This window comes from Streptomyces lomondensis (assembly GCF_014651035.1).
GTDB lineage: Bacteria > Actinomycetota > Actinomycetes > Streptomycetales > Streptomycetaceae > Streptomyces > Streptomyces lomondensis.
Map to the genome: position 1 here is coordinate 454980 of NZ_BMWC01000006.1, position 20727 is coordinate 475706.

Consider the following 20727-nt stretch of genomic DNA (forward strand, 5'->3'; position numbering starts at 1 on the left):
GACGCCGAGGTTGCTTCTCCTGGGGCATGTTCGGTGCCAGTATGCAGCTATTTCCGATTTATCCCCCTTCGGCATCCTCGGAGTGATGACATGACTCCCAGCACGACACGCCGCACGGTCCTCCTCGCGACGGGCGCGACGGGCGCCGTGGCGCTCGTCGCGGCCTGCGGCGGGGGCGGCGGCGACAACGGCTCCGCGTCGACGGACACCCCCACCGACCAGGGGGCCACCGGGCAGGAGACGGGCGCCCCCGCCGGCCAGGAGCTGGCCTCCACCGACGAGATCCCGGTCGGCGGCGGCAAGATCTTCAAGGACGAGCAGGTCGTGGTGACCCAGCCGGAGCAGGGCCGGTTCAAGGCGTTCTCGGCGATCTGCACCCACCAGCGCTGCACGGTGGCGTCCGTCTCCGACGGCACCATCAACTGCGTCTGCCACGGCAGCAAGTTCCGTATCGCGGACGGCTCGGTGGCGGGCGGCCCGGCGACCCGGCCGCTGCCCGCCGAGCAGATCACCGTGGAGGGAAATTCGGTGCGGCTGACCTGAGGCTCCCGCGTACGCTCCCGGGCATGCAGCCCGAGACCCTGGTACGCGACCACACGATCTACGCCTGTGTGATGGGTTCGCGCGCCTTCGGGCTGGCGACGGACGGCAGCGACACCGACCGCCGCGGCGTCTTCCTGGCCCCCACACCTCTGTTCTGGCGCTTCGACAAGCCGCCGACGCATGTCGAGGGGCCGGGCGAGGAGCAGTTCAGCTGGGAGCTGGAGCGGTTCTGCGAGCTGGCCCTGCGCGCCAACCCGAACATCCTGGAGTGCCTGCACTCCCCGCTCGTGGAGTACGCCGACGCCACCGGCCGCGAGCTTCTCGCCCTGCGGGAGGCGTTCCTGTCCCGGCGGGTCCACGAGACGTTCACGCGGTACGCGCACAGCCAGCGCCGCAAGCTGGAGGCCGATGTCCGCATCCACGGCGCCCCGCGCTGGAAGCACGCGATGCATCTGCTGCGCCTGCTCGTCAGCGCACGGGACCTGCTGCGCACGGGCGCCCTCACCGTCGACGTCGGGGACCACCGGGAGCCGCTGCTCGCGGTGAAGCGCGGCGAGGTGCCCTGGTCCGAGGTCGAGTCCCGGATGGCCCGCCTGGAGCGGGAGGCACACGAGGCCGCCGGCCGCAGCCCGCTCCCGGCGGAGCCGGACCGGCGGCGCGTGGAGGACTTCCTCATCCGGGTCCGCCGGTCCTCGGCCCTGTAGCGCTTCAGGCGTCCCAGAGCGCCCCCAGGGTCAGCAGGTCGGTGCGGTACTCGACGCGGTCGGCCCAGTCGCTCGGCCAGGCCTCCGCGCCCAGGTAGGCACCGGCGAACGCCCCGGCCAGGCAGGCGATCGAGTCCGAGTCGCCGGCGGTGCAGGCGGCGCGGCGCAGGGCGGTCACCGGCTCGTCGGGGAAGAGCAGGAAGCACAGCAGCCCGGTCGCCAGGGCCTCCTCGGCGATCCAGCCCTCGCCGGTGGCCAGGCACGGGTCGTCCTCGAGCGAGACGGTGCGCACGGCGTACTGGAGGCGGTCGAGGATCTCCAGGCACTCGTCCCAGCCGCGCGTGATGAACTGCCCGGGGCTCGAATCCTGGGCGCGGCGCCATAGGTCGCCGAGCCAGCGCTCGTGGTAGCGGCTGCGGTTCTCCAGCGCGTACGCACGGAGCAGACCGACCAGCGCGGCCGGCTCGGCCCCCTGCGCGAGCAGGCGTACGGCGTGCGCGGTGAGGTCGGAGGCGGCCAGGGCGGTGGGATGCCCGTGGGTCAGCGCGGACTGCAACTGGGCGGCGCCCGCGCGCTGTTCGTCGCTCAGTCCGGGGACCAGGCCCAGGGGCGCGACGCGCATGTTGGCACCGCAGCCCTTGGAATCGATCTGGCTGGCGTCCTGCCAGGGCCGGGCCTCGTCCTTCAGCAGCGAGCAGGCCCTGAGACAGGTCCGGCCGGGAGCCCGGTTGTTCTCCGGGGACTGGTACCAGTCCACGAACTCCTCACGCAGGGTCCGGACCAGCCCGTACGGAGTCAGCAGCCCCCGGTCCATGGCCGTGCGCACCGCCCGCCCCACCGCCAGCGTCATCTGCGTGTCGTCCGAGACGTAGGCGTGCTTCGGCAGCGCCAGCTCCCGCCAGGGCCCGTGCTTGGCGAGGATCGTCGGCACGTCGTTGAACTCGGCCGGGTACCCGAGCGCATCCCCGAGGGCGAGCCCTGTCAGCGCTCCGGTGGCGGCTTGCTTGTGAACGAGCGTGGTCATGCGGGGCGTCCTTCCCGGGGTGGCCGGAGGAGAGGCGGATGGAGGGTGGTGGCGGTCCCGGCGCGGTACAGCGCGGCGGGTTTGCCCCGGCCGCCGGTCAGCCGGGCGGCACCGGGGACGGGTTCGACGAAGCCGGGCGTGGCGAGCACCTTGCGCCGGAAATTGGGCCGGTCGAGCGCGGTGCCCCACACGGTCTCGTAGACCTGCTGGAGCTCGCCGAGGGTGAACTCGGGCGGGCAGCAGGCGGTGGCGAGGCAGGTGTACTCGAGCTTGGCGCCGACGCGCTCATGGGCGTCGGCCAGGATCCGGTCGTGGTCGAAGGCGAGCGGCCCCGCCGTGCCGTACGGCACCCAGTCGGCCCGCGCCGCGTCGCTGCCGCCGTGCGCCTCGGGCGCGTCGGGCAGCAGTGCGGCGAAGGCGATCGACACGACCCGCATCCGGGGGTCGCGGCCGGGTTCGCTGTACGTCCGCAGCTGCTCCAGATGCAGCCCCGAGACGTCCGACAGGCCGGTCTCCTCGGCGAGTTCACGCCGGGCGGCCGTCTCCGCGGACTCGTCCGGCAGCACGAACCCGCCGGGCAGCGCCCAGTGCCCGGCGTACGGCTCCTGCCCGCGCTCGACGAGCAGGACGTGCAGCGTGCCCTGGCGGAGGGTGAACACGGCGAGGTCGACGGTGACGGCGAAGGGTTCGTGGGCGTACTTGTCGTAGCCGTCCACGACGAACACCCCCTTTTATAGTCAGCACGACTATAAAAGGGGGTGTTCGTGGGTCACAAGGTCTAGAGGTCGACTTCCTGCATCAGCATCCCGACCTCCGTGTTGGACAGCCGCCGCAGCCAGCCCGACTTCTGGTCGCCCAGGGTGATCGGCCCGAAGGCGACCCGCACCAGCTTGTCGACCGGGAAGCCGGCCTCCGCCAGCATCCGGCGCACGATGTGCTTGCGGCCCTCGTGCAGGGTGACCTCGACGAGGTAGTTCTTGCCGGTCTGCTGGACGACCCGGAAGTGGTCCGCGCGCGCGTAGCCGTCCTCCAGCTGGATGCCGTCCTTGAGCTGCTTGCCCAGGTCGCGCGGGATCGGACCGACGATGTGCGCGAGGTAGGTCTTCTTCACGCCGTACTTGGGGTGGGTCAGCCGGTGGGCCAGCTCGCCGTGGTTGGTGAGCAGGATGACACCCTCGGTCTCGGTGTCGAGCCGGCCCACGTGGAAGAGCCGGGTCTCGCGGTTGGTGACGTAGTCACCGAGGCACTGTCGCCCCTCCGGGTCCTCCATGGTGGAGACGACCCCGGCGGGCTTGTTCAGCGCGAAGAACTGGTAGCTCTGCGTGGCGACGGTCAGTCCGTCGACCTTGATCTCGTCCTTCTCCGGGTCGACGCGCCGCCCCTGCTCCAGGACGATCTCGCCGTTGACCTCGACCCGGGCCTCCTCGATCAGCTCCTCGCACGCGCGCCGGGAGCCGAAGCCCGCCCGCGCGAGGACCTTCTGGATCCGCTCGCCCTCCTGCTCGGCGCCGGGGAAGGTCTTCGGGAGCTTGACCTCCTTCTTCCCCGCGTACCGGTCGCGGTTGCGCTCCTCGATCTGCGCCTCGTACTCGCGCGGGCGCGCCGGGGCCGTACGCCCCTGCTTCTGGGGCTGCTTGGGCCCGCCCTTGGCGCCGCCGCGCGCGGCACCGCCGCGCCCGGCCTTGGGGCCGTCCTTGGTCGCCCCGGGGCCCACGTCGTAGCGGCGCTCCTCGGGGCGGGGCTTGCGGGGGCGGCCCTGCCCCTGCTTCTGGTCCCTGTCGTTGCCGGCGCCGCGGTGGTTACCGCGCCCGCCGCTCTTGCCGCTGCCGCTGCTTCGCATCAAAGTTCCGTCTGGTCGTCTTCGTCGTCGGTACCCGGGGTGGCCGGGCGGCGGCCCGGCGCGTCGTCGTCTGGCGCGTCCGGGTCGAACGACGGTACGCCCTCCTGGGTCTCGGCCTCGATCGCCTCCGCCTCCGGGAGGAAGGGCGCGAGCTCCGGGAGCTCGTCCAGACCGCGCAGGCCCATCCGTTCCAGGAAGTAGTTCGTCGTCCTGTACAGGATCGCACCTGTTTCGGGTTCCGTGCCCGCCTCCTCTATCAGACCGCGCTGCAGGAGGGTGCGCATGACGCCGTCGCAGTTGACTCCGCGGACGGCCGAGACCCGGCTGCGGCTGACCGGCTGGCGGTAGGCGACGACGGCCAGGGTCTCCAGGGCGGCCTGGGTGAGGCGGGCCTGCTGGCCGTCCAGCACGAAGCGCTCGACGGCGGGCGCGTACGCGGCGCGGGTGTAGAACCGCCAGCCGTTCGCGACGAACCGCAACTCGAAGCCGCGGCCCTGGACGGTGTACTCGTCGGCCAGCTCGCGCAGCGCGTCCGCGATCTGGCGCTTCGGCCGCTCCAGTATCTTCGCGAGGTGCTCCTCGGTCGCGGGCTCGTCCACGACCATGAGGACCGCCTCCAGGGCGGGCTTGAGGTCGAGGCCGGCGACGTCACGCAGCCCGGCCGGGGTCTCGGTGGCTTCTCGGCTCACGCCTTCTTCTCCTCCTTCGGCGGCTCGGGCGGCCGGTCGAACTCGTCGGTGACGGTCGGTGTCTCGTCCCCGTCCCCGCCGGTCCACCGCACCAGCAGCTCCCCGAGCGCGGCCTCCTGCTCCAGCGCGACGGCCTTCTCGCGGTACAGCTCCAGCAGCGCGAGGAACCGGGCCACGACGGTCAGGGTGTCGTCGGTGTCCTCGACAAGTTCCCGGAAGCTGGCCTCGCCGAGCTCCCGGAGCCGCGCGACGACGATCCCCGCCTGCTCCTGCACACTGACCAGCGGGGCGTGGATGTGGTCGACGTACACCTGCGGCTTGGGCTTGGGCTGCATCGCCTTCACGGCGAGCTTGGCGAACCCTTCGGCGCCGATGCTGATGACGACCTCGGGCAGCAGCTCGGCGTGGTGCGGCTCCAGCCCGACGGTACGCGGATAGCGCCGGGCCTCGTCGTCGAGCCGCCCGCTGAAGATGTCGGCGATCTGCTTGTACGCGCGGTACTGGAGCAGCCGCGCGAACAGCAGGTCCCGTGCCTCCAGCAACGCGAGGTCGGCCTCGTCCTCCACCTCGGCGGCGGGCAGCAGCCGGGCCGCCTTCAGATCGAGCAGGGTGGCCGCGACCACGAGGAACTCGGTCGTCTCGTCCAGATCCCAGTCCGGCCCCATCGCCCGGATGTACGCCATGAACTCGTCGGTCACCTTCGACAGCGCGACCTCGGTGACGTCCAGCTTGTGCTTGGAGATCAGCTGAAGCAGCAGATCGAAGGGGCCTTCGAAGTTCGAGAGCCGGACCCTGAAGATCCCGTCATCGCCGTCGGCCGGCGGCCGGGCGGTGTCTCCCGAGTCGCTCAGGCCACCGGCGGCGACGCCCTGTGGGGGCACCCCCTGGGCTTCCGGCTCCGGACCGGCGACATCGCCCACAGAGGCGGAAGCGAGCGTCTCGCGCCGCGCCCCGGTCCCGACGGGCCCGGCGGCCGGGCCGACGGTCCCAGCCGCCGCCACGGGCCCGGAGGCGGGACGCTCACGCCCCGCCACCGCACGACCGGCCTCGGGCCCCGGCCCGGACGCGTGGTCCACCTCCTGGGAAACGCCCTCACGCCCCGCCCCGGCACCACCGGGCGCGGATTCCGCCCGGGGAGGCCCAGCCGCGTACTCCGGCCGGCCCGGTTCGCCCACCGCCTCCGCGGCCCCTACGCCGGACCCGGCACCACCGGTCCCGTCGAACCCCACGCCCGACTCGGCACCACCGGTCCCGTCGGAGCCCCCGGCCGACCCCGCAGCCCCGGTCCCCTCGCGCGGCCCGCCCGAGCCGACGGCGTCCGCAGGCAGCGCACCGGGCACGACCGCGTCCGTCGGCTCCACCGAGCCCGTCGACTCGACCACGTCCGCCAGTTCGACCGCGTCCATCGGCTCGGCCGGCGGAGCCACCCGCGGAGCGCCCGGCCCCCGCCCCAGCGCGCGCCGGCGGCCGGGAGGGCCGCCGGGGGGAGGTGGGGAGGCGTTCGAGGTCATGGCCCCCGCAGGCTACCGCTACCGCCCGCGCAGTCGTCGTACGAGGATGCTGGCGTCCCCGCGGGTCTCCAGGTCGGCCAGGACCACGGCGACCGCCTCGCGGACGATGCGCCCGCGGTCGACGGCCAGGCCGTGCTCGCCGCGGAGCACGAGACGGGCGTGCTCCAGGTCCATGAGCTCCTCGGCCGACACGTACACCGTGATCTTCTCGTCGTGCCGCTCACGGCCGCTGGGACGGCGCGCTGCGGCCCGCCCGCGCTTACGGGGTGCCGCCGCGGCGGCACCGGCCGCACCGGCGGCAGAACCTTCCTGCGCCGCCTGCCGACGGCCGGAGCCGGAACGGCTGCGGGACTCCCCGGCGTCAGCCGGCTCCGCGTCCGCCGCGACATGCTCCGCGCCCTCGCCGTCGCCGCCCTGCGCGGGCACCGACTGCGGCACGTCCTCCGCGCCCGCGACCGCCGCCGCGTCGCCCTCGCCCGCCGGAGCGGGCACCCGGGCGTCGCCGTTGGCCGGACGCCTGGGCGTGGACGACTGGAGCGCCATCCCCCCTGTCGTACGGAAGAGTTCGTCGGCCCCCGGCAGACTCACTCGGCGTGACACCGGGCGAGCACCTCCCTGGCGAGCTGGCGATAGGCGGCGGCACCGACGGAGTTGGAGGCGTACGTGGTGATCGGCTCACCGGCGACCGTGGTCTCCGGGAAGCGGACCGTGCGCCCGATGACCGTGTGGTAGACGTGGTCGTCGAACGCCTCGACGACACGCGCGAGCACCTCACGGCTGTGCACCGTGCGCGAGTCGTACATCGTGGCGAGGATCCCGTCGAGCTCCAGGTCGGGGTTGAGCCGCTCCTGGACCTTCTCGATGGTCTCCGTCAGCAGGGCCACACCACGGAGGGCGAAGAACTCGCACTCCAGCGGCACGATCACCTTGTGCGCGGCCGTCAGGGCGTTCACCGTGAGCAGGCCGAGCGAGGGCTGGCAGTCGATGACGATGAAGTCGTAGTCGGGCAGCAGCGGCTTCAGGGCGCGCTGCAGCGTCGACTCGCGGGCGACCTCGGAGACGAGCTGGACCTCGGCCGCCGACAGGTCGATGTTGCTGGGCAGCAGGTCCATGTTGGGGACCGCCGTCTTCAGCAGCACCTCGTCGGCCGCCATCCCCCGCTCCATGAGCAGGTTGTAGACGGTGAGGTCGAGTTCCATCGGGTTGACGCCGAGTCCGACCGACAGCGCGCCCTGCGGGTCGAAGTCCACGAGCAGGACCCGGCGTCCGTACTCCGCGAGCGCGGCACCCAGGTTGATGGTCGACGTCGTCTTGCCCACGCCGCCCTTCTGGTTGCACATCGCGATGATCTTCGCGGGTCCGTGGTCGGTCAGCGGGCCCGGGATCGGGAAGTACGGCAGCGGACGCCCGGTCGGGCCGATGCGCTCCCGGCGCTGTCTGGCCGCGTCGGGCGCGAGAGTGGCCGCGTACTCGGGGTCGGGCTCGTACTCCGCGTCGGGGTCGTAGAAGTGCCCCTCGGGCAGTTCGTCGTAGTCGGCGAAGTGGTTGTGGGGCGCGCCACTTCCGTCGCCGGCCATGGCGTTCACGTGATGGCCATCCATCTTCTGGTGTGCTGTGTGAGTCGCCTGCTGACTCTGGTGGGCTGCGAAGGTGCGCACAGCGACGGAGCCGACAGCCTCGAACCCCGCGGAGCCCTGGCCCCGTGCAGGCATTCCTGGTTGACCACCCCCGGGAGTAAATGTCGACTCATTCACAAGTCGTCTTACCTCCTTGGTGACCAGGAAACTTCTAGACAGGTCAGCGTGGCACCATGCCGACGGTTGGCGACTCTATGGCGTGTCGGGCGTCCGCAGCAACACAATCCGCCGGACCCGGCCCGATGTGTCGGCAATGAAACATCCCTCTGTCAAGGGCGTACGGCCGTCGCACGGCAGGTTTCACCGGTGTGCGAATCGGTTGAAGGGTTACGTTCGAGGCGAGTTGCCCGAGAATCGCGAAGTGACCATACACACATCCGGCCGGACCTTGTCGGGCAAGGTCCGGCCGGGTGCGCGGCGTTGACGGCCTGTGTTGACGTATCGCCTTTACCGGCAGGTGACTTAGCCGACTTACCGGCCTCCGGGCGCCGGGCGGGCGGCTCAGCCGAGCAGCGAGGACAGCTCCACGTGCTCCACGCCGTGCGCCTCGGCGACCTCGCGGTAAACGACCTTGCCGTCATGGGTGTTGAGGCCCTTGGCCAGCGCGGGGTCGCGGCGCAGCGCGCCCGCCCAGCCGTGGTCGGCCAGTTCGACGATGTACGGCAGCGTGGCGTTGGTCAGCGCGTAGGTGGAGGTGTTGGGCACCGCGCCGGGCATGTTGGCGACGCAGTAGAAGACCGAGTTGTGGACCTGGAAGGCCGGCTCGGCGTGGGTGGTCGGACGCGAGTCCTCGAAGCAGCCGCCCTGGTCGATCGCGATGTCGACAAGGACACTTCCCGGCTTCATCCGCGAGACCAGCTCGTTGGTGACCAGCTTCGGGGCCTTGGCGCCGGGGATCAGCACCGCGCCGATGACGAGGTCGGCCTCCAGGCACGCCTTCTCCAGTTCGAAGGCGTTCGAGACCACGGTCTGGATCTTCGTGCCGAAGATCCTGTCCGCCTCGCGGAGCTTGTTGATGTCCTTGTCGAGCAGGGTCACGTGGAAACCCATGCCGATGGCGATCTGCGCGGCGTTCCAGCCGGAGACGCCGCCGCCGATGACCACGGCCCGCCCGGCCAGCACGCCGGGGACACCGCCGGGCAGCACGCCCCGGCCGCCGTTGGCGCGCATCAGGTGGTAGGCGCCGACCTGCGGGGCGAGCCGGCCCGCGACCTCGGACATGGGGGCCAGCAGCGGCAGCGCGCGATTGGGCAGCTCCACCGTCTCGTAGGCGATCGCCGTGGTGCCGGACTCCAGCAGGGCGTCCGTGCACTCCTTGGAGGCGGCCAGGTGCAGGTACGTGAAGAGCGTCTGGTCCTTGCGGAGGCGGTGGTACTCCTCGGCGATGGGCTCCTTGACCTTCAGCAGCAGGTCGGCCGTGGCCCACACCTCGTCGGCGGTGTCCAGGATCCGCGCACCGGCGGCCACGTACTCCTCGTCCGTGATCGAGGAGCCGACACCGGCGCCGCGCTCGATGACGACCTGGTGGCCATGACGCACCAGCTCGTGCACGCCGGCGGGGGTGATGGCCACCCGGAACTCGTTGTTCTTGACCTCGCGGGGAATGCCGACCTTCACGTCGATCACGGTCCTTGGCTCAGGGGGTATGGGGGGTATTTCTTAGACATACCCGGGCACGCACGGGCGCACCGGGAGAGACCGCAGGAGAACGTGCGGCAGAGCCAGTCTAATGAAGGTGTTCCCGCTGTCTAGCCTTTCATTGCATCAATCTTCAGCGGATGCGGTACGGATTTCGCAGGCGTCAGGTTCCTGTTCCAGGTCTGTTTCCCCGAGGAGCCGCTCGGCGGCGCCCCGGTGCAGCCCGGCCGACGCGGGGTCGCCGAGGTGTTCGAGGGTGTCGGCGACCCGCAGGTGCAGCGCGGCCTGCAACCGCGTGTCCTCGGCCCGCCGCGCCCACTCCACGGCCTCCCGGCAGGTGCGCAGCGACTCCTCGGGCCGGCCCGCGTACTCCTGGACCCGGGCCAGCTCGCTCAGGGCCCGCGCCTGGGCGGCCACGTCGCCGTTCTTGCGGTGGCCGGAGATCGCCGAGCGCCAGTTGCGCAGGGCCTCGCCGTAGCGGCCGGCGTAGGTGTGGGCGGTGGCGATCCGCCCGTACAGCCGGGCGGCGTCGGCCCGCTCGTCCCGGGCCAGCCGCTCGACCAGGGCGCGGCCGAACCAGTCGGCGGCCCGGTCGAAGTCGCCGAGTTCCAGGTGCGCGCCGCCTACGGATTCCATCGCGCGGCCGGTCGCGTACGGGTCGTTCACCTCGCGGCCGGCGTCCAGCGCGGCCCGGTAGCGCGCCAGGGCGTCGGCCGTGCGGCCGGTGCGGGCGTCGAGGTCGCCGAGGTTCAGCAGGGCGGCGGCGCGCTCGCGGGGCAGGTCGCGGCGCTCGGCCACGTCGAGGACGAGGCTGTGGATGCCGTACAGGTCGGGCGCCGCCGCCTGGGTGCCGATGTGCGCCACCATCGCCCGCACCAGCTGGGACATCAGCCGCCGGGCCAGGGTGTCCAGCTCTCCGTCGGCGACGGCGAGCCGGGCCGAGGCCAGCAGGGCGGGCCGGGTCACGCGCAGCCAGTCGGCCGCCGCGCGGGGGGTGGGGAAGCGCAGGGCGCGCGGCATGTCGAGGAGTTTCTGACGTGCCTGGGGGCTGTCGGTCTCGGTGATCGCGCGGCAGGCCTGGAGCAGCCGTACGGTCCGCTCCAGCATGCGGGCGCGGGCCAGCTGGAGTTCGGCCGGGCGCTCGTGGTGCTTGGCGAGGACGCGGAGCAGGGGGTGCAGGCAGCCGGGCACCTCGTACTGCGGCAGCGGCGAGTCCACCGCGTGCAGGAAGCCGAGGGCGACGAAGTCGTCGAGGGTGGTGCGGGCGGTGTCGACCGAGCAGCCGGCGAGGGCGGAGGCGGTCTGCGGGTCGACCAGTCCGGCCGGGGCGAGGGCGAGCAGGCGCAGCATCCGGGCGGCGGTGGCGGGCAGGGCGGCGTAGGCGAGGCGGAAGACCCGGCTCAGGGCGGTTCCCTCGGGTTCCTCGGCGCGCAGTTGCTTGGCGAGGTCGGAGACGGCCGCCTTGGGGCGGGCCGCGAGCCAGCCGCCGGCCAGCATCAGCGCGGCGGGCTGTCCCTGGCACTCCTCGGCGAGGCCCTCGGCGGCCCGGGGGTCGACGGTGATGCGGACCGAGCCGGTGTGCCGGGACAGCAGTTCCACCCCGGACTTGGCGTCCAGGCCGCCCAGGGTGCAGGGGCGGACGTCCGAGATGCCGGTCAGCGGGCCCTCGGAGACGGCGACGACCAGGCAGTCCGGGGCGTCGGGCAGCAGGGCGTCGACCTGTTCGGCGTCGGCCGCGTCGTCCAGCAGGAGCAGGGCGCGGCGGTCGGCGAGGGCGGTGCGCAGGGCGTCGGTGAGGTCGTCCTCGCAGGCTCCGGCCGGGGCCTCCTCGTCCAGGGCGGTGAGCAGGTCGCGGGCGGCGCGCTCGACGGGTACGGGGGTGCCGTCGGCGTCGGTCAGGCGGGCGCGCAGCACCCCGTCGGGGTAACGGTCCGCGACCTGCCGGGCGAGTTCCTCCGCGAGTGCGGTGCGACCCGAACCGGGTCGGCCGGCGATGAGCAGGACACGGGCGCGGGGCGGCTTGCGGCCGGCCAGCGTGTCCAGTCCGGCGCGCTCAATGTCGGCGCGCAGTTCCTTCAACTCCCGTGTGCGGCCCAGGAACTGGTTCTGCCCGGCAGCGTTCCCGGTCAGCCGCACGTCGCCTGTCTCCACGACCTGATCCGCCACGGGCCACACTCCCGTCCCACCGCACACGCAAGCCCGCCGGGACTCCGGTTCGGGCGTGTCCCAGAGCCTAGTTCACGCTCTGCAACGTTCCAGGTGGAGCACGAGAGGCACGGCGGCCACATCCCCCGATCGGATCAACAGATCGTAGGACTGACAGCGTCAGGATCGCGCCCCAAAAGGGGCGCGGGGAACTGCGCGACCAGCCACGGCGAAAGCCGCACCCGACCGACGACCTTCCCGGCATCTCCAGCGGAGCGCTACGCCTCGAACGGACGCGCCGGCCACGGCGCCTGCGCCGGGCGCAGCGCGTCCAGGCCGTCACCGGCCCGCGCGGCGACCAGCGACAGGACACCCACCACGAGGCAGTTGTTGTGGAGGTCGCCGGCCAGCACGGCCCGGACCAGGTCCGCGACGGGCACCCGGTCGAGTTCCATGTCGGCCTCTTCCTCCGCGACCGCGAAGCGCTCGCCCTCGGCCTCGGAGAGATCACGCGCGAGGAAGATCCGTACGGCCTCGTCGCAGCCGCCGGGGGTGGTGTAGACGTCGGTCAGCACCCGCCAGTCCTCGGCCTTGACGTGCGCCTCCTCGTACAGCTCGCGCTGCGCGGCGTGCAGCGGGTTCTCGCCGGGGACGTCGAGCAGACCGGCCGGGATCTCCCACAGCTTGTGGCGCACGGGGTGGCGGTACTGGCGCAGGACCAGGACACGGTCGGCCTCGTCGAGGGCGAGGACGGCCACGGAGCCGGGGTGGACCTGGTAGTCACGGCCGACCACGGTGCCGTCGGGCATGACCACGTCGTCGGTACGGACGGAGGTCTTGTTGCCCACGAAGGGGGTGTCCGTCGCCCGGATCTCCCACTCCTCCGGGGTGTCCTTGATCGTCATGCCTGTCCTTCCACGTACCCAACACGACCTGCCGAAACGAAACCGGGGTGCACACCCTTTGAAGGGACGCACCCCGGCCACCGTACAACTGGTGTGTTACTTCGAAGTCTTCCGCTCGACCGCGGCCTTGACGAGCCCGGCGAACAGCGGGTGCGGCCGCGTCGGCCGGGAGCGCAGCTCCGGGTGCGCCTGGGTCGCGACCAGGTACGGGTGGACGTCGCGCGGGTACTCGACGTACTCGACGAGCTTGCCGTCCGGCGAGGTGCCGGAGAACAGGATGCCCGCCCGCTTCTCCAGCTCGGCGCGGTAGGCGTTGTTCACCTCGTAGCGGTGCCGGTGGCGCTCCTCGACGTACTCCTTGCCGTCGTACACCTCGCGCACGATCGAGCCCTCGGCCAGCTTCGCCGGGTACATGCCGAGCCGCATGGTGCCGCCCATGTCACCCTCACCGGCGACGATGTCGAGCTGCTCGGCCATCGTGGAGATGACCGGGTGGGCGGTGGCCGGGTCGAACTCGGTGGAGTTGGCGTCGGAGATGTCGGCCAGGTTCCGCGCGGCCTCGATCACGATGCACTGGAGGCCGAGGCAGAGGCCGAGCAGCGGGATCTTGTTCTCGCGGGCGAACTTGATCGCGCCGACCTTGCCGAGCACACCGCGGTCGCCGAAGCCGCCGGGGATGCAGATGCCGTCGACGTCGCCGAGCTGCGCCGCGGCACCCGCCGGGGTCTTGCAGTCGTCGGAGGTGACCCACTTGATCTTCACGCGGGCGCGGTTGGCGAAGCCGCCGGCGCGCAGCGCCTCGGTGACCGACAGGTAGGCGTCGGGCAGGTCGATGTACTTGCCGACCAGCGCGAGGGTGATCTCGTGGTCGGGGTTGTGGACGCGGTCGAGCAGGTCGTCCCAGGTCGTCCAGTCGACGTCGCGGAACGGCAGGTCCAGCTTGCGGACGACGTAGGCGTCCAGGCCCTCGCCGTGCACGGTCTTCGGGATGTCGTAGATCGAGCGGGCGTCGGGGCAGGCGACGACGGCGGCCTCGTCGACGTCGCACATCAGCGAGATCTTCCGCTTGATCGCGGTGGGCACCTCGCGGTCGCAGCGCAGCACGATCGCGTCCGGCTGGATACCGATGTTGCGCAGGGCCGCAACCGAGTGCTGGGTGGGCTTCGTCTTCAGCTCACCCGAGGGGCCGATGTACGGCAGGAGCGAGATATGGACGACGAAGACGTTGTCGCGGCCGACCTCGTGCCGCACCTGGCGGACGGTCTCCAGGAACGGCAGCGACTCGATGTCGCCGACCGTGCCGCCGACCTCCGTGATCACGACGTCGACCTCGTCCGTCGCCATGCGGCGGATGCGGTGCTTGATCTCGTTCGTGATGTGCGGGATGACCTGCACGGTGTCGCCCAGGTACTCGCCGCGCCGCTCCTTGGCGATCACGGTCGAGTACACCTGGCCGGTGGTGACGTTCGCCGAGCCGTCCAGGTCGCGGTCGAGGAAGCGCTCGTAGTGGCCGATGTCCAGGTCGGTCTCGGCGCCGTCGTTGGTGACGAACACCTCACCGTGCTGGAAGGGGTTCATCGTGCCGGGGTCGACGTTGAGGTACGGGTCGAGCTTCTGCATCACGACGCGCAGACCGCGGGCCTTGAGCAGCATGCCGAGGCTGGAGGCCGTCAGGCCCTTGCCGAGCGAGGAGGCGACACCCCCGGTGACGAAGATGTGCTTGGTCGTCGAGTTACGAAAAGCGGCGGGCGGCATGGCCAAGACGGGGCTCCCGTGGTCGCGGTCTGGGGTGCGGTACGGCTGCCTGCCGGAGGTTCCGGGGGTGCCGTCGCTGCGGTTCGGGGGTTCCCTGTCGAAGATTCCCCTCCGGGGAAGGGGCCCACCGGTCCACGGGCTACCAGCGTATCAGCGCTGCGGGGCGATGGCTTCCGGCCACGCTCCGCGCACATGCCGACACGGAGGGGGTCGTCCTCACCGGTCTCTCACCCGTTGCTCACTCGTTCGGCGTACTCACCTTGCCAGGACGGGCACCCGGATCATCCGCGTGCGTCGTATCCTGCTCGGACACTCGCTGCCGAGCCCGCCCGGCCCAACGGCACCACCCCCCGCCCGTAAGCACCGGAACAACGTGAGCTCGTCAGTTCGTTGAGCAACAATTGGCGCTTTGCATCACGGCTGAGTGACCTGTTTTGCTTCATCGCTCAACGACGCATTGCAAGACTTGCTGAAAAACCCCCTTGACCGCACTAGCGACAGCCCCCTCGTGGGGTGACGTGGCCGTTCGACTGGAGTTGCACGTGGCCGGGCGCATCGAAGACTACGCACTCATCGGAGACATGCAGACCGCTGCCCTGGTCTGCCGGGACGGGACGGTCGACTGGCTGTGCCTGCCCCGCTTCGACTCGCACGCCATCTTCGCCGGCCTGCTGGGCAACGAGGAGCACGGCTTCTGGCGGCTCGGCCCCGCGTACGCCTCCGACCAGCAGCCGCCCACCGCCGCCCGGCGCAGCTACCGCGGTGACTCGCTGATCCTGGAGTCCGAGTGGGACACCCAGCGCGGCACGGTCCGGGTGACCGACTTCATGCCGCCGCGTGACGGCGCCCCGCAGCTGATCCGGATCGTGGAGGGCGTCTCGGGCCGGGTGCCGATGCGCTCGGCGCTCAGGATGCGGTTCTCCTACGGGCGGGTGGTGCCGTGGGTGCACAAGCACGAGGGGCGCACGGTGGCGGTCGCGGGCCCGGACTCTGTGTGGTTCGACACATCCGCGGAGACGTACGGCAAGTCGCTCACCACCTACGCGGACTTCACGGTCGCCCCGGGTGACCGGATCGCGTTCACGATCTCCTGGCAGCCCTCGCACAAGGAGCCGCCGCCGCTGCCCGAGCCGGAGCAGTCGCTGGAGGCGACGGAGGACTTCTGGCGCGAGTGGGTGGACCACTGCACGTACCACGGCCCCTACCGCGAGGCCGTCGTCCGCTCGCTGATCACGCTGAAGGCCCTGACGTACGCCCCGACCGGCGGCATCGTCGCCGCGCCCACCACCTCCCTGCCGGAGGACATCGGCGGCGTCCGCAACTGGGACTACCGCTACACGTGGCTGCGCGACGCGGCGATCACCCTGTCCTCGCTGCTGCGCACCGGCTACCGCGAGGAGGCCCGCGCCTGGCGCGAGTGGCTGCTCAGGGCGGTCGCCGGCGACCCGGAGAACCTCCAGATCATGTACGGCATCGCCGGCGAGCGGGAGCTGGGCGAAGCCGAGCTGGACTGGCTGCCCGGCTACGAGAACTCCGGCCCGGTCCGCGTCGGCAACGGCGCCGCGCACCAGCTCCAGCTGGACGTGTACGGCGAGGTCACCGAGGCCCTGCACCTGGCCCACATGACGGGCCTGGCGCGCAACGACTACGCCTCGCTGCTCCAGCTCAAGCTGATCCGCTACCTGGAGGACCACTGGCAGGACCCGGACGAGGGCATCTGGGAGGTGCGCGGCCCGCGCCGCCACTTCGTGCACTCCAAGGTGATGGCCTGGGTCGCCGTCGACCGCACGATCAAGCTGATCGAGTCCGGCGACGCAGACGGCCCGCTGGAGCGGTGGAAGGAACTGCGCGACGACATCCACCGGGACGTGTGCGAGAAGGGCTACGACAAGGAACGCAACACCTTCACGCAGTCCTACGGCTCGAAGGAGCTGGACGCCTCGCTGCTGCTGATCCCGCAGATGGGCTTCCTGCCGCCGGACGACAAGCGCGTCATCGGCACGATCGAGGCGATCCAGCGGGAGCTGTCCACGCCGGACGGCTTCATCCTGCGCTACCCGACGCAGGGCGACAACGAGGGCGTCGACGGCCTGCCCGGTGACGAGGGCGCGTTCCTCGCCTGCTCGTTCTGGATGGCCGACGACCTGGCGATGATCGGCCGCGTGGACGAGGCCCGCAAGCTGTTCGAGAAGCTGCTGTCCCTGCGCAACGACCTCGGTCTGCTGGCCGAGGAGTGGGACCCGCGCCTCCAGCGCCAGGTCGGCAACTTCCCGCAGGCGTTCAGCCACGTGCCGCTGATCGACACGGCGCTGCGTCTGACGGCTTCGGGCGCCTACGGCGGCTGACCCTGCCGATGGCTCGCGGGGGCGTCACTCCGGCCTGAGGGCCGTGAGCGTGCGCTCCCCCGCCGGGTCGCCCGCGGTGGCCGGGACGAGGGCGATCTCGTCGAGCCCGGCCTCCGCGTAGGCGTCGACCCGGGCGCGGACGGTGGCGAGGTCGCCGACGAGGGCGACCGTGCCCGCGGCCGCCGGCGGCAGGGCCCGCAGCAGGGTGTCCGGGTCGGCGCCCTTGGCGGCCAGCTCGACGACCTCCGCAAGCCCCGCGTCGACGAACATGTCGCTGTAGCCCGGCACGGTGAGGTAGCCGACGACGCTGCGCAGGATCTGCCGGAGCGACTCCGGCTCGGGGTCCACGGCGGCGGGCAGCCAGGCGGCCAGCCGCGGTGGCGTACGGCCCGCCCGCTCGGCGGCCGCGAGCATCCTGGCCCGCAGCACGCGGACCTGCTCGGGCGAGACGAGGTCGAGGAGCATCCGGTCGGCGTGTCCGACGGCCGTGGCGACCGCGCGTTCGCCGAAGGCCGCCACGGTGAGCATCCCGCCGGGCGGTGGCAGCCGGCGGCGGAAGCCGCTGCCGGGCACGATCGGCTCGCCCGGCAGGCTGTCCATCAGGGCGCGCACCTGGGCCGCCGACTCCGCGAGGGCGGCGGCGGGCCGGGTCCGCGGCCGGCCGTGCACGCCCTCGACGACCCGCTTGCTGGAGGTGCCCAGGGCCACGCCGACGGGCCGGCCGGTGACGGCCGCGGTGGACGCGGCGCCCCGGACGATGGTGAGCGGGTCGCGCACCGACACCGGCACGGGCCCGGCCGTCAGCGCCGCCCGCTCGGTGGCCGCGCCGATCGCCGCCGCCAGGACGAACGAGTCCCACGTCGGCCCCTCGCCCGCCCACACCTCCCGGTAGCCGAGCCGGTCGGCGAGCACGGCGACCCGCAACGGCTCCTCGACCGGACTGTCGTCCTCCCGCCCCACGGCGACCACGCTGATGTCCATGACCGCGCCCGTACCCGGTCGCTCAGGCGGTAATCCCGGGTGTGACCGTCCCCGGCCCGCTCCGGAGATGTCCGGGAGGCACCCGCGCGGGTAGCGTCCGGCCCATGGACAGCGGGACGGACAGCGCGTACGACACCCAGGGCTCCGGGATCACCGTGCAGCGGGCACTGGAGCTGCCCGGGCTGCGCAGCGGGCTGCCCGAGGTGCTGGCGGGCGCGGACCGGCTCGGGCGGACCGTGCGGTGGGTGCACGCCGGTGAGGTGCCGCACATCGCCTCCCTCCTCAAGGGCGGCGAACTGCTGCTCACCACGGGCTACGGCCTCGGCACCCGCCCGGCCGAACAGCGGGCGTTCGTGCGCACCCTGGCCGAGCGCGGCATCGCGGCCCTGGTGGTGGAACTCGGCCCGCGCTTCACGCGGCTGCCCGCGGCTCTCGTCGACACGGCACGCTCGGCCGGGCTGCCGCTCGTCCAGCTGCACCGCGAGGTGCCGTTCGTCACCGTCACGGAGGAGATCCACACCGAGATCGTCAACGGCCACTACGCGCTGCTCCAGCGGGCCGAGGAGGTGCACCGGCGGTGTACGGGGGCCGTGCTGGGCGGCGGCGGAGTGCCCCAAGTGCTCGGCATCCTGGCCGACTTCGGCGGCAACCCGGTCTTCCTGGAGACGGCGGACGGGCAGTTGCTGTACGCCGCCGGGGCCGGTCCCGAGGGCGCGGACCCGCTCCAGGTGTGGGAAGGGCTGCGCGGGCAGCACCAGGACGAGCCGCCGCTCGCGGGTTCGGTGCTCGTGGACGTGCCGGGCGGCGGGCCCGGCAGCGGGGGCGTCCGCGCGCGTCTGGTCCTGCTGCCCGTCCGGACACCCCTGGCGCCCGTGCACCGGATGGCGGCCGAGCGGGCCGCGGGCATCCTGGCCGTGGTGCTGATGCAGGCGCGGCAGGAGGAGGAACTCGCGGCGCGGGGGCGCGGCGACTTCCTCACGGACCTCGCCGCGGGCCGGGTCACGGCGGAGGACGCCCCGGCCCAGGCGCGCGTGCTGGGTTTCCGGCCGGGCGACGGCCCCCTGCTGCCGGTGGTCATGCGGCTGGGGGACGCCCTGTCCCCGGGGGGAGGCTGGGCGGTGCTGGCCCGGGCGGTCTCGGAGGAGCTGGCGGCGGTGGGGGTGCCCGTGCTGCTCGGGGTGCGGCCGGTGGAGGGCCGGGTGCCGGTGCTGCTCGGGCTGCGCTCGGAGTCGGAGCGGGCGACGGTCGCCGACCGGGTCGCGGCGGCGCTGCGGGCCGGTGTGGAGCGGGCCGGGATGCTGGGGCCGGGCGGGCAGCCGCCCGTGGTGGTCGTGGGCATGGCCGGCGGCTGGACGGCGGCGGCTTCGGGCCTGCGGCACGCCGCCGAGACGGCCACGGCGGCCCAGGGCCTGCCGGACCGGCCCTGGTACGACGCCCGCCGCCTGGACATCGACCTGCTGCTGTGGCGGCTGCGCGACCATCCGGACCTGGCCGCCTTCGTCGACCGGGCCCTCGGCCCGCTCCTGGAGCACGACCGCCGCTCCCGGCCGCCGCTGCTGCCCACCCTGGCGACCTACCTCGCCCACGCGGGACGCAAGGCGGAGACGGCCCGGGAGCTGCACCTCAACCGGCAGACCCTGTACAACCGGCTGGCGCGCATCGGGGAGCTGCTGGGCACGGACCTCGACGACCCGCAGACGGTGCTGGCCCTGAGCCTGGCGCTGCGGGCCCGCAGGCACGTCCCCTAGGGGCTTTAGGCGAGGGGCCGGAGCTGCGTCAACTCGTCGTACACGCTGAGGACTTGGGTGACCGTCTCGTCCTCGGTCGGCCAGCTCGCCGCCTGCCGGGTGCCCTTGTCCTTCAGCAGCTCCCGGCGCGCGGGATCGCCGAGCAGGCCTACGACGGAGTCCGCGAGGGCCTTGGCGTCGCCGTACGGGACGAGTTCGGCCGCGTCGCCGACGAGTTCGGGGATGCCGCCGACCTCGGTCGCGACGAGCGGCACGCGCGCGTGCAGGGCCTCCTGGGCGAGGACGGAGCGCGCCTCCCAGCGGCTCGGCAGCAGGGCGAGGTCGGCGCCGGCGAGCAGGTCGGTGATGTCGTCGCGCCGCCCGAGGAGCCGGACCGGCAGCCCCTCGTCCTCGATCCGCCCCTGGAGTTCGCCCCGCAGCGGCCCCTCCCCCGCGATCACGACCAGGGGAAGGGGATCGAGGCGGCGCCAGGCGCGCGCGGCGTCCAGCAGCACGTCGTACCCGCGGTGCCGCTCCAGGGAGCCGACGGCCATCAGCAACGGACGCCCGATGGCGCCGAGTTCGGCCCGCACCTTGGCCCGCACCCGGTCGGGATCGTCGGGCTCCACGGGCCGGCGGGGGCCGGGCAGCGCCACGGCCGCGAGCCGCGCGTCCCGCGCGCCCGTCCGCCGCGCCCGGTCCACGAGCGCCGACGTCGTGCCCAGCACCACCGTGGCCGCCTTCACGACCCGCCGCTCCAGCACCTTCAGCAGATGGGCCCGCGCCCCCTCGACGTGCGCCCGGTCGTGCCACGTCACGACCAGCGGAGTACGCACGCGCCGGCCGCTGAGCGCGAGCACGGTGCGAAAGGAGGCGTGCAGCCCGTGCGCGTGCACCAGATCGGCGTCGGCGCAGGCCGCCCGCAGCGCCGCCACCGACACCGGGTCGCTGCTGCGCGGCACGTGCACGTGGTGGGCTCCGACCCCGCTGAAGTCATAGGCGCGATCCGCCTCACAGGGGGCGCACACCGTGACTTTCACGCCCCGCGCGACGAGCCCCGCGGCCAGCGAACGCACATGCGCGCTGCTGGCGGCGTTGCCACCGCCCAGCACCTGCACGGTGCGCAGCGGCGACTGGCCAGGCGGTGAGTGGCTGCTCACGGGGGTCACGTGGCCGGGCTCCTGGTTCGGGTCGGGCGGTCACGGCGCGGTTTCCCACGCATACTCCGCCAAGCATGCCAGGACATACGGGGGTTCCGGGAACGCCCGGCCCCCGGCGGCGCG

Annotated in this window: 17 protein-coding genes; 4 read left to right on the forward strand and 13 right to left on the reverse strand. The window is 72.6% G+C overall.

The window, feature by feature from the left end; all coding sequences use genetic code 11:
* The first annotated feature begins 90 nt into the window (after nt 1-90).
* Entirely contained in the window at nt 91-543 is a 453-nt protein-coding gene (locus IE255_RS22885) for a Rieske (2Fe-2S) protein (protein WP_190052226.1), read from the forward strand.
* Nucleotides 544-566: 23 nt separating this feature from the next.
* Nucleotides 567-1247, forward strand: a complete 681-nt coding sequence (locus tag IE255_RS22890; protein WP_190052227.1) for a nucleotidyltransferase domain-containing protein — start codon at nt 567-569, stop codon at nt 1245-1247.
* A gap of 4 nt (nt 1248-1251) precedes the next feature.
* Here IE255_RS22890 and IE255_RS22895 read toward each other — a convergent pair whose 3' ends face one another.
* From IE255_RS22895 to pyrG, 11 genes are all read right to left on the reverse strand, one after another.
* Nucleotides 1252-2271, reverse strand: coding sequence for an ADP-ribosylglycohydrolase family protein (locus IE255_RS22895; RefSeq protein WP_190052228.1), 1020 nt, complete (start codon nt 2269-2271; stop codon nt 1252-1254).
* The gene (locus IE255_RS22900; RefSeq protein WP_190052229.1) at nt 2268-2996 is read right to left on the reverse strand and encodes an NUDIX hydrolase; all 729 of its coding nucleotides are present in this window, start codon (nt 2994-2996) and stop codon (nt 2268-2270) included. Before IE255_RS22900 ends, IE255_RS22895 begins: the two co-directional genes overlap by 4 nt.
* 53 nt (nt 2997-3049) lie before the next feature.
* Complete coding sequence (locus IE255_RS22905) at nt 3050-4111, reverse strand: pseudouridine synthase (RefSeq protein ID WP_190052230.1); 1062 nt, start codon at nt 4109-4111, stop codon at nt 3050-3052.
* Nucleotides 4111-4800: an SMC-Scp complex subunit ScpB gene (scpB, locus tag IE255_RS22910; protein WP_190052231.1), complete on the reverse strand. Its 690-nt coding sequence runs from the start codon at nt 4798-4800 to the stop codon at nt 4111-4113. Before scpB ends, IE255_RS22905 begins: the two co-directional genes overlap by 1 nt.
* The gene (locus IE255_RS22915; protein ID WP_372487590.1) at nt 4797-5801 is read right to left on the reverse strand and encodes a segregation and condensation protein A; all 1005 of its coding nucleotides are present in this window, start codon (nt 5799-5801) and stop codon (nt 4797-4799) included. The genes scpB and IE255_RS22915 overlap by 4 nt, the downstream gene beginning before the upstream one ends.
* Before the next feature lie 528 nt (nt 5802-6329).
* Nucleotides 6330-6911 (reverse strand): hypothetical protein, encoded by a 582-nt coding sequence (locus tag IE255_RS22920; RefSeq protein WP_190052233.1) that lies wholly within the window; start codon nt 6909-6911, stop codon nt 6330-6332.
* Nucleotides 6896-8023, reverse strand: coding sequence for a ParA family protein (locus IE255_RS22925; RefSeq protein WP_190052234.1), 1128 nt, complete (start codon nt 8021-8023; stop codon nt 6896-6898). The genes IE255_RS22920 and IE255_RS22925 overlap by 16 nt, the downstream gene beginning before the upstream one ends.
* Nucleotides 8024-8449: 426 nt before the next feature.
* Nucleotides 8450-9574: an alanine dehydrogenase gene (gene ald, locus IE255_RS22930; RefSeq protein WP_190052235.1), complete on the reverse strand. Its 1125-nt coding sequence runs from the start codon at nt 9572-9574 to the stop codon at nt 8450-8452.
* Nucleotides 9575-9712: 138 nt separating this feature from the next.
* Nucleotides 9713-11752 carry a tetratricopeptide repeat protein gene (locus tag IE255_RS22935; RefSeq protein WP_190052236.1) on the reverse strand — a complete coding sequence of 680 codons (2040 nt, stop codon included), beginning with the start codon at nt 11750-11752 and terminating at the stop codon, nt 9713-9715.
* 257 nt (nt 11753-12009) lie between these two features.
* The gene (locus IE255_RS22940; RefSeq protein ID WP_190052237.1) at nt 12010-12636 is read right to left on the reverse strand and encodes an NUDIX domain-containing protein; all 627 of its coding nucleotides are present in this window, start codon (nt 12634-12636) and stop codon (nt 12010-12012) included.
* Nucleotides 12637-12732: 96 nt separating this feature from the next.
* Nucleotides 12733-14391 carry a CTP synthase gene (gene pyrG / locus IE255_RS22945; RefSeq protein WP_190052273.1) on the reverse strand — a complete coding sequence of 553 codons (1659 nt, stop codon included), beginning with the start codon at nt 14389-14391 and terminating at the stop codon, nt 12733-12735.
* A 542-nt stretch (nt 14392-14933) separates the two neighbouring features.
* On the opposite strand from pyrG, the gene IE255_RS22950 reads away from it, so the two are divergent.
* Complete coding sequence (locus IE255_RS22950) at nt 14934-16736, forward strand: glycoside hydrolase family 15 protein (protein ID WP_190052238.1); 1803 nt, start codon at nt 14934-14936, stop codon at nt 16734-16736.
* Nucleotides 16737-16760: 24 nt separating this feature from the next.
* Here IE255_RS22950 and IE255_RS22955 read toward each other — a convergent pair whose 3' ends face one another.
* Nucleotides 16761-17717 (reverse strand): LLM class F420-dependent oxidoreductase, encoded by a 957-nt coding sequence (locus tag IE255_RS22955; RefSeq protein ID WP_190052239.1) that lies wholly within the window; start codon nt 17715-17717, stop codon nt 16761-16763.
* A gap of 104 nt (nt 17718-17821) precedes the next feature.
* Between IE255_RS22955 and IE255_RS22960 the strand changes: the two genes are divergently transcribed.
* Nucleotides 17822-19465 carry a PucR family transcriptional regulator gene (locus IE255_RS22960; RefSeq protein WP_190052240.1) on the forward strand — a complete coding sequence of 548 codons (1644 nt, stop codon included), beginning with the start codon at nt 17822-17824 and terminating at the stop codon, nt 19463-19465.
* Between the two features lie 5 nt (nt 19466-19470).
* On the opposite strand, the gene IE255_RS22965 is transcribed toward IE255_RS22960, so the two are convergent.
* Nucleotides 19471-20613: a glycosyltransferase family 4 protein gene (locus tag IE255_RS22965; protein ID WP_190052241.1), complete on the reverse strand. Its 1143-nt coding sequence runs from the start codon at nt 20611-20613 to the stop codon at nt 19471-19473.
* Nucleotides 20614-20727 lie beyond the last annotated feature (114 nt).

Coding starts and splice junctions, on each gene's coding strand:
- IE255_RS22940 (WP_190052237.1), bottom strand. CDS start 12,636: ATGACGATCAAGGACACCCCGGAGGAGTGGGAGATCCGGGCGACGGAC.
- IE255_RS22955 (WP_190052239.1), bottom strand. CDS start 17,717: ATGGACATCAGCGTGGTCGCCGTGGGGCGGGAGGACGACAGTCCGGTC.
- IE255_RS22895 (WP_190052228.1), bottom strand. CDS start 2,271: ATGACCACGCTCGTTCACAAGCAAGCCGCCACCGGAGCGCTGACAGGG.
- IE255_RS22890 (WP_190052227.1), top strand. CDS start 567: ATGCAGCCCGAGACCCTGGTACGCGACCACACGATCTACGCCTGTGTG.
- IE255_RS22925 (WP_190052234.1), bottom strand. CDS start 8,023: ATGCCTGCACGGGGCCAGGGCTCCGCGGGGTTCGAGGCTGTCGGCTCC.
- IE255_RS22960 (WP_190052240.1), top strand. CDS start 17,822: ATGGACAGCGGGACGGACAGCGCGTACGACACCCAGGGCTCCGGGATC.
- IE255_RS22885 (WP_190052226.1), top strand. CDS start 91: ATGACTCCCAGCACGACACGCCGCACGGTCCTCCTCGCGACGGGCGCG.
- IE255_RS22905 (WP_190052230.1), bottom strand. CDS start 4,111: ATGCGAAGCAGCGGCAGCGGCAAGAGCGGCGGGCGCGGTAACCACCGC.
- pyrG (WP_190052273.1), bottom strand. CDS start 14,391: ATGCCGCCCGCCGCTTTTCGTAACTCGACGACCAAGCACATCTTCGTC.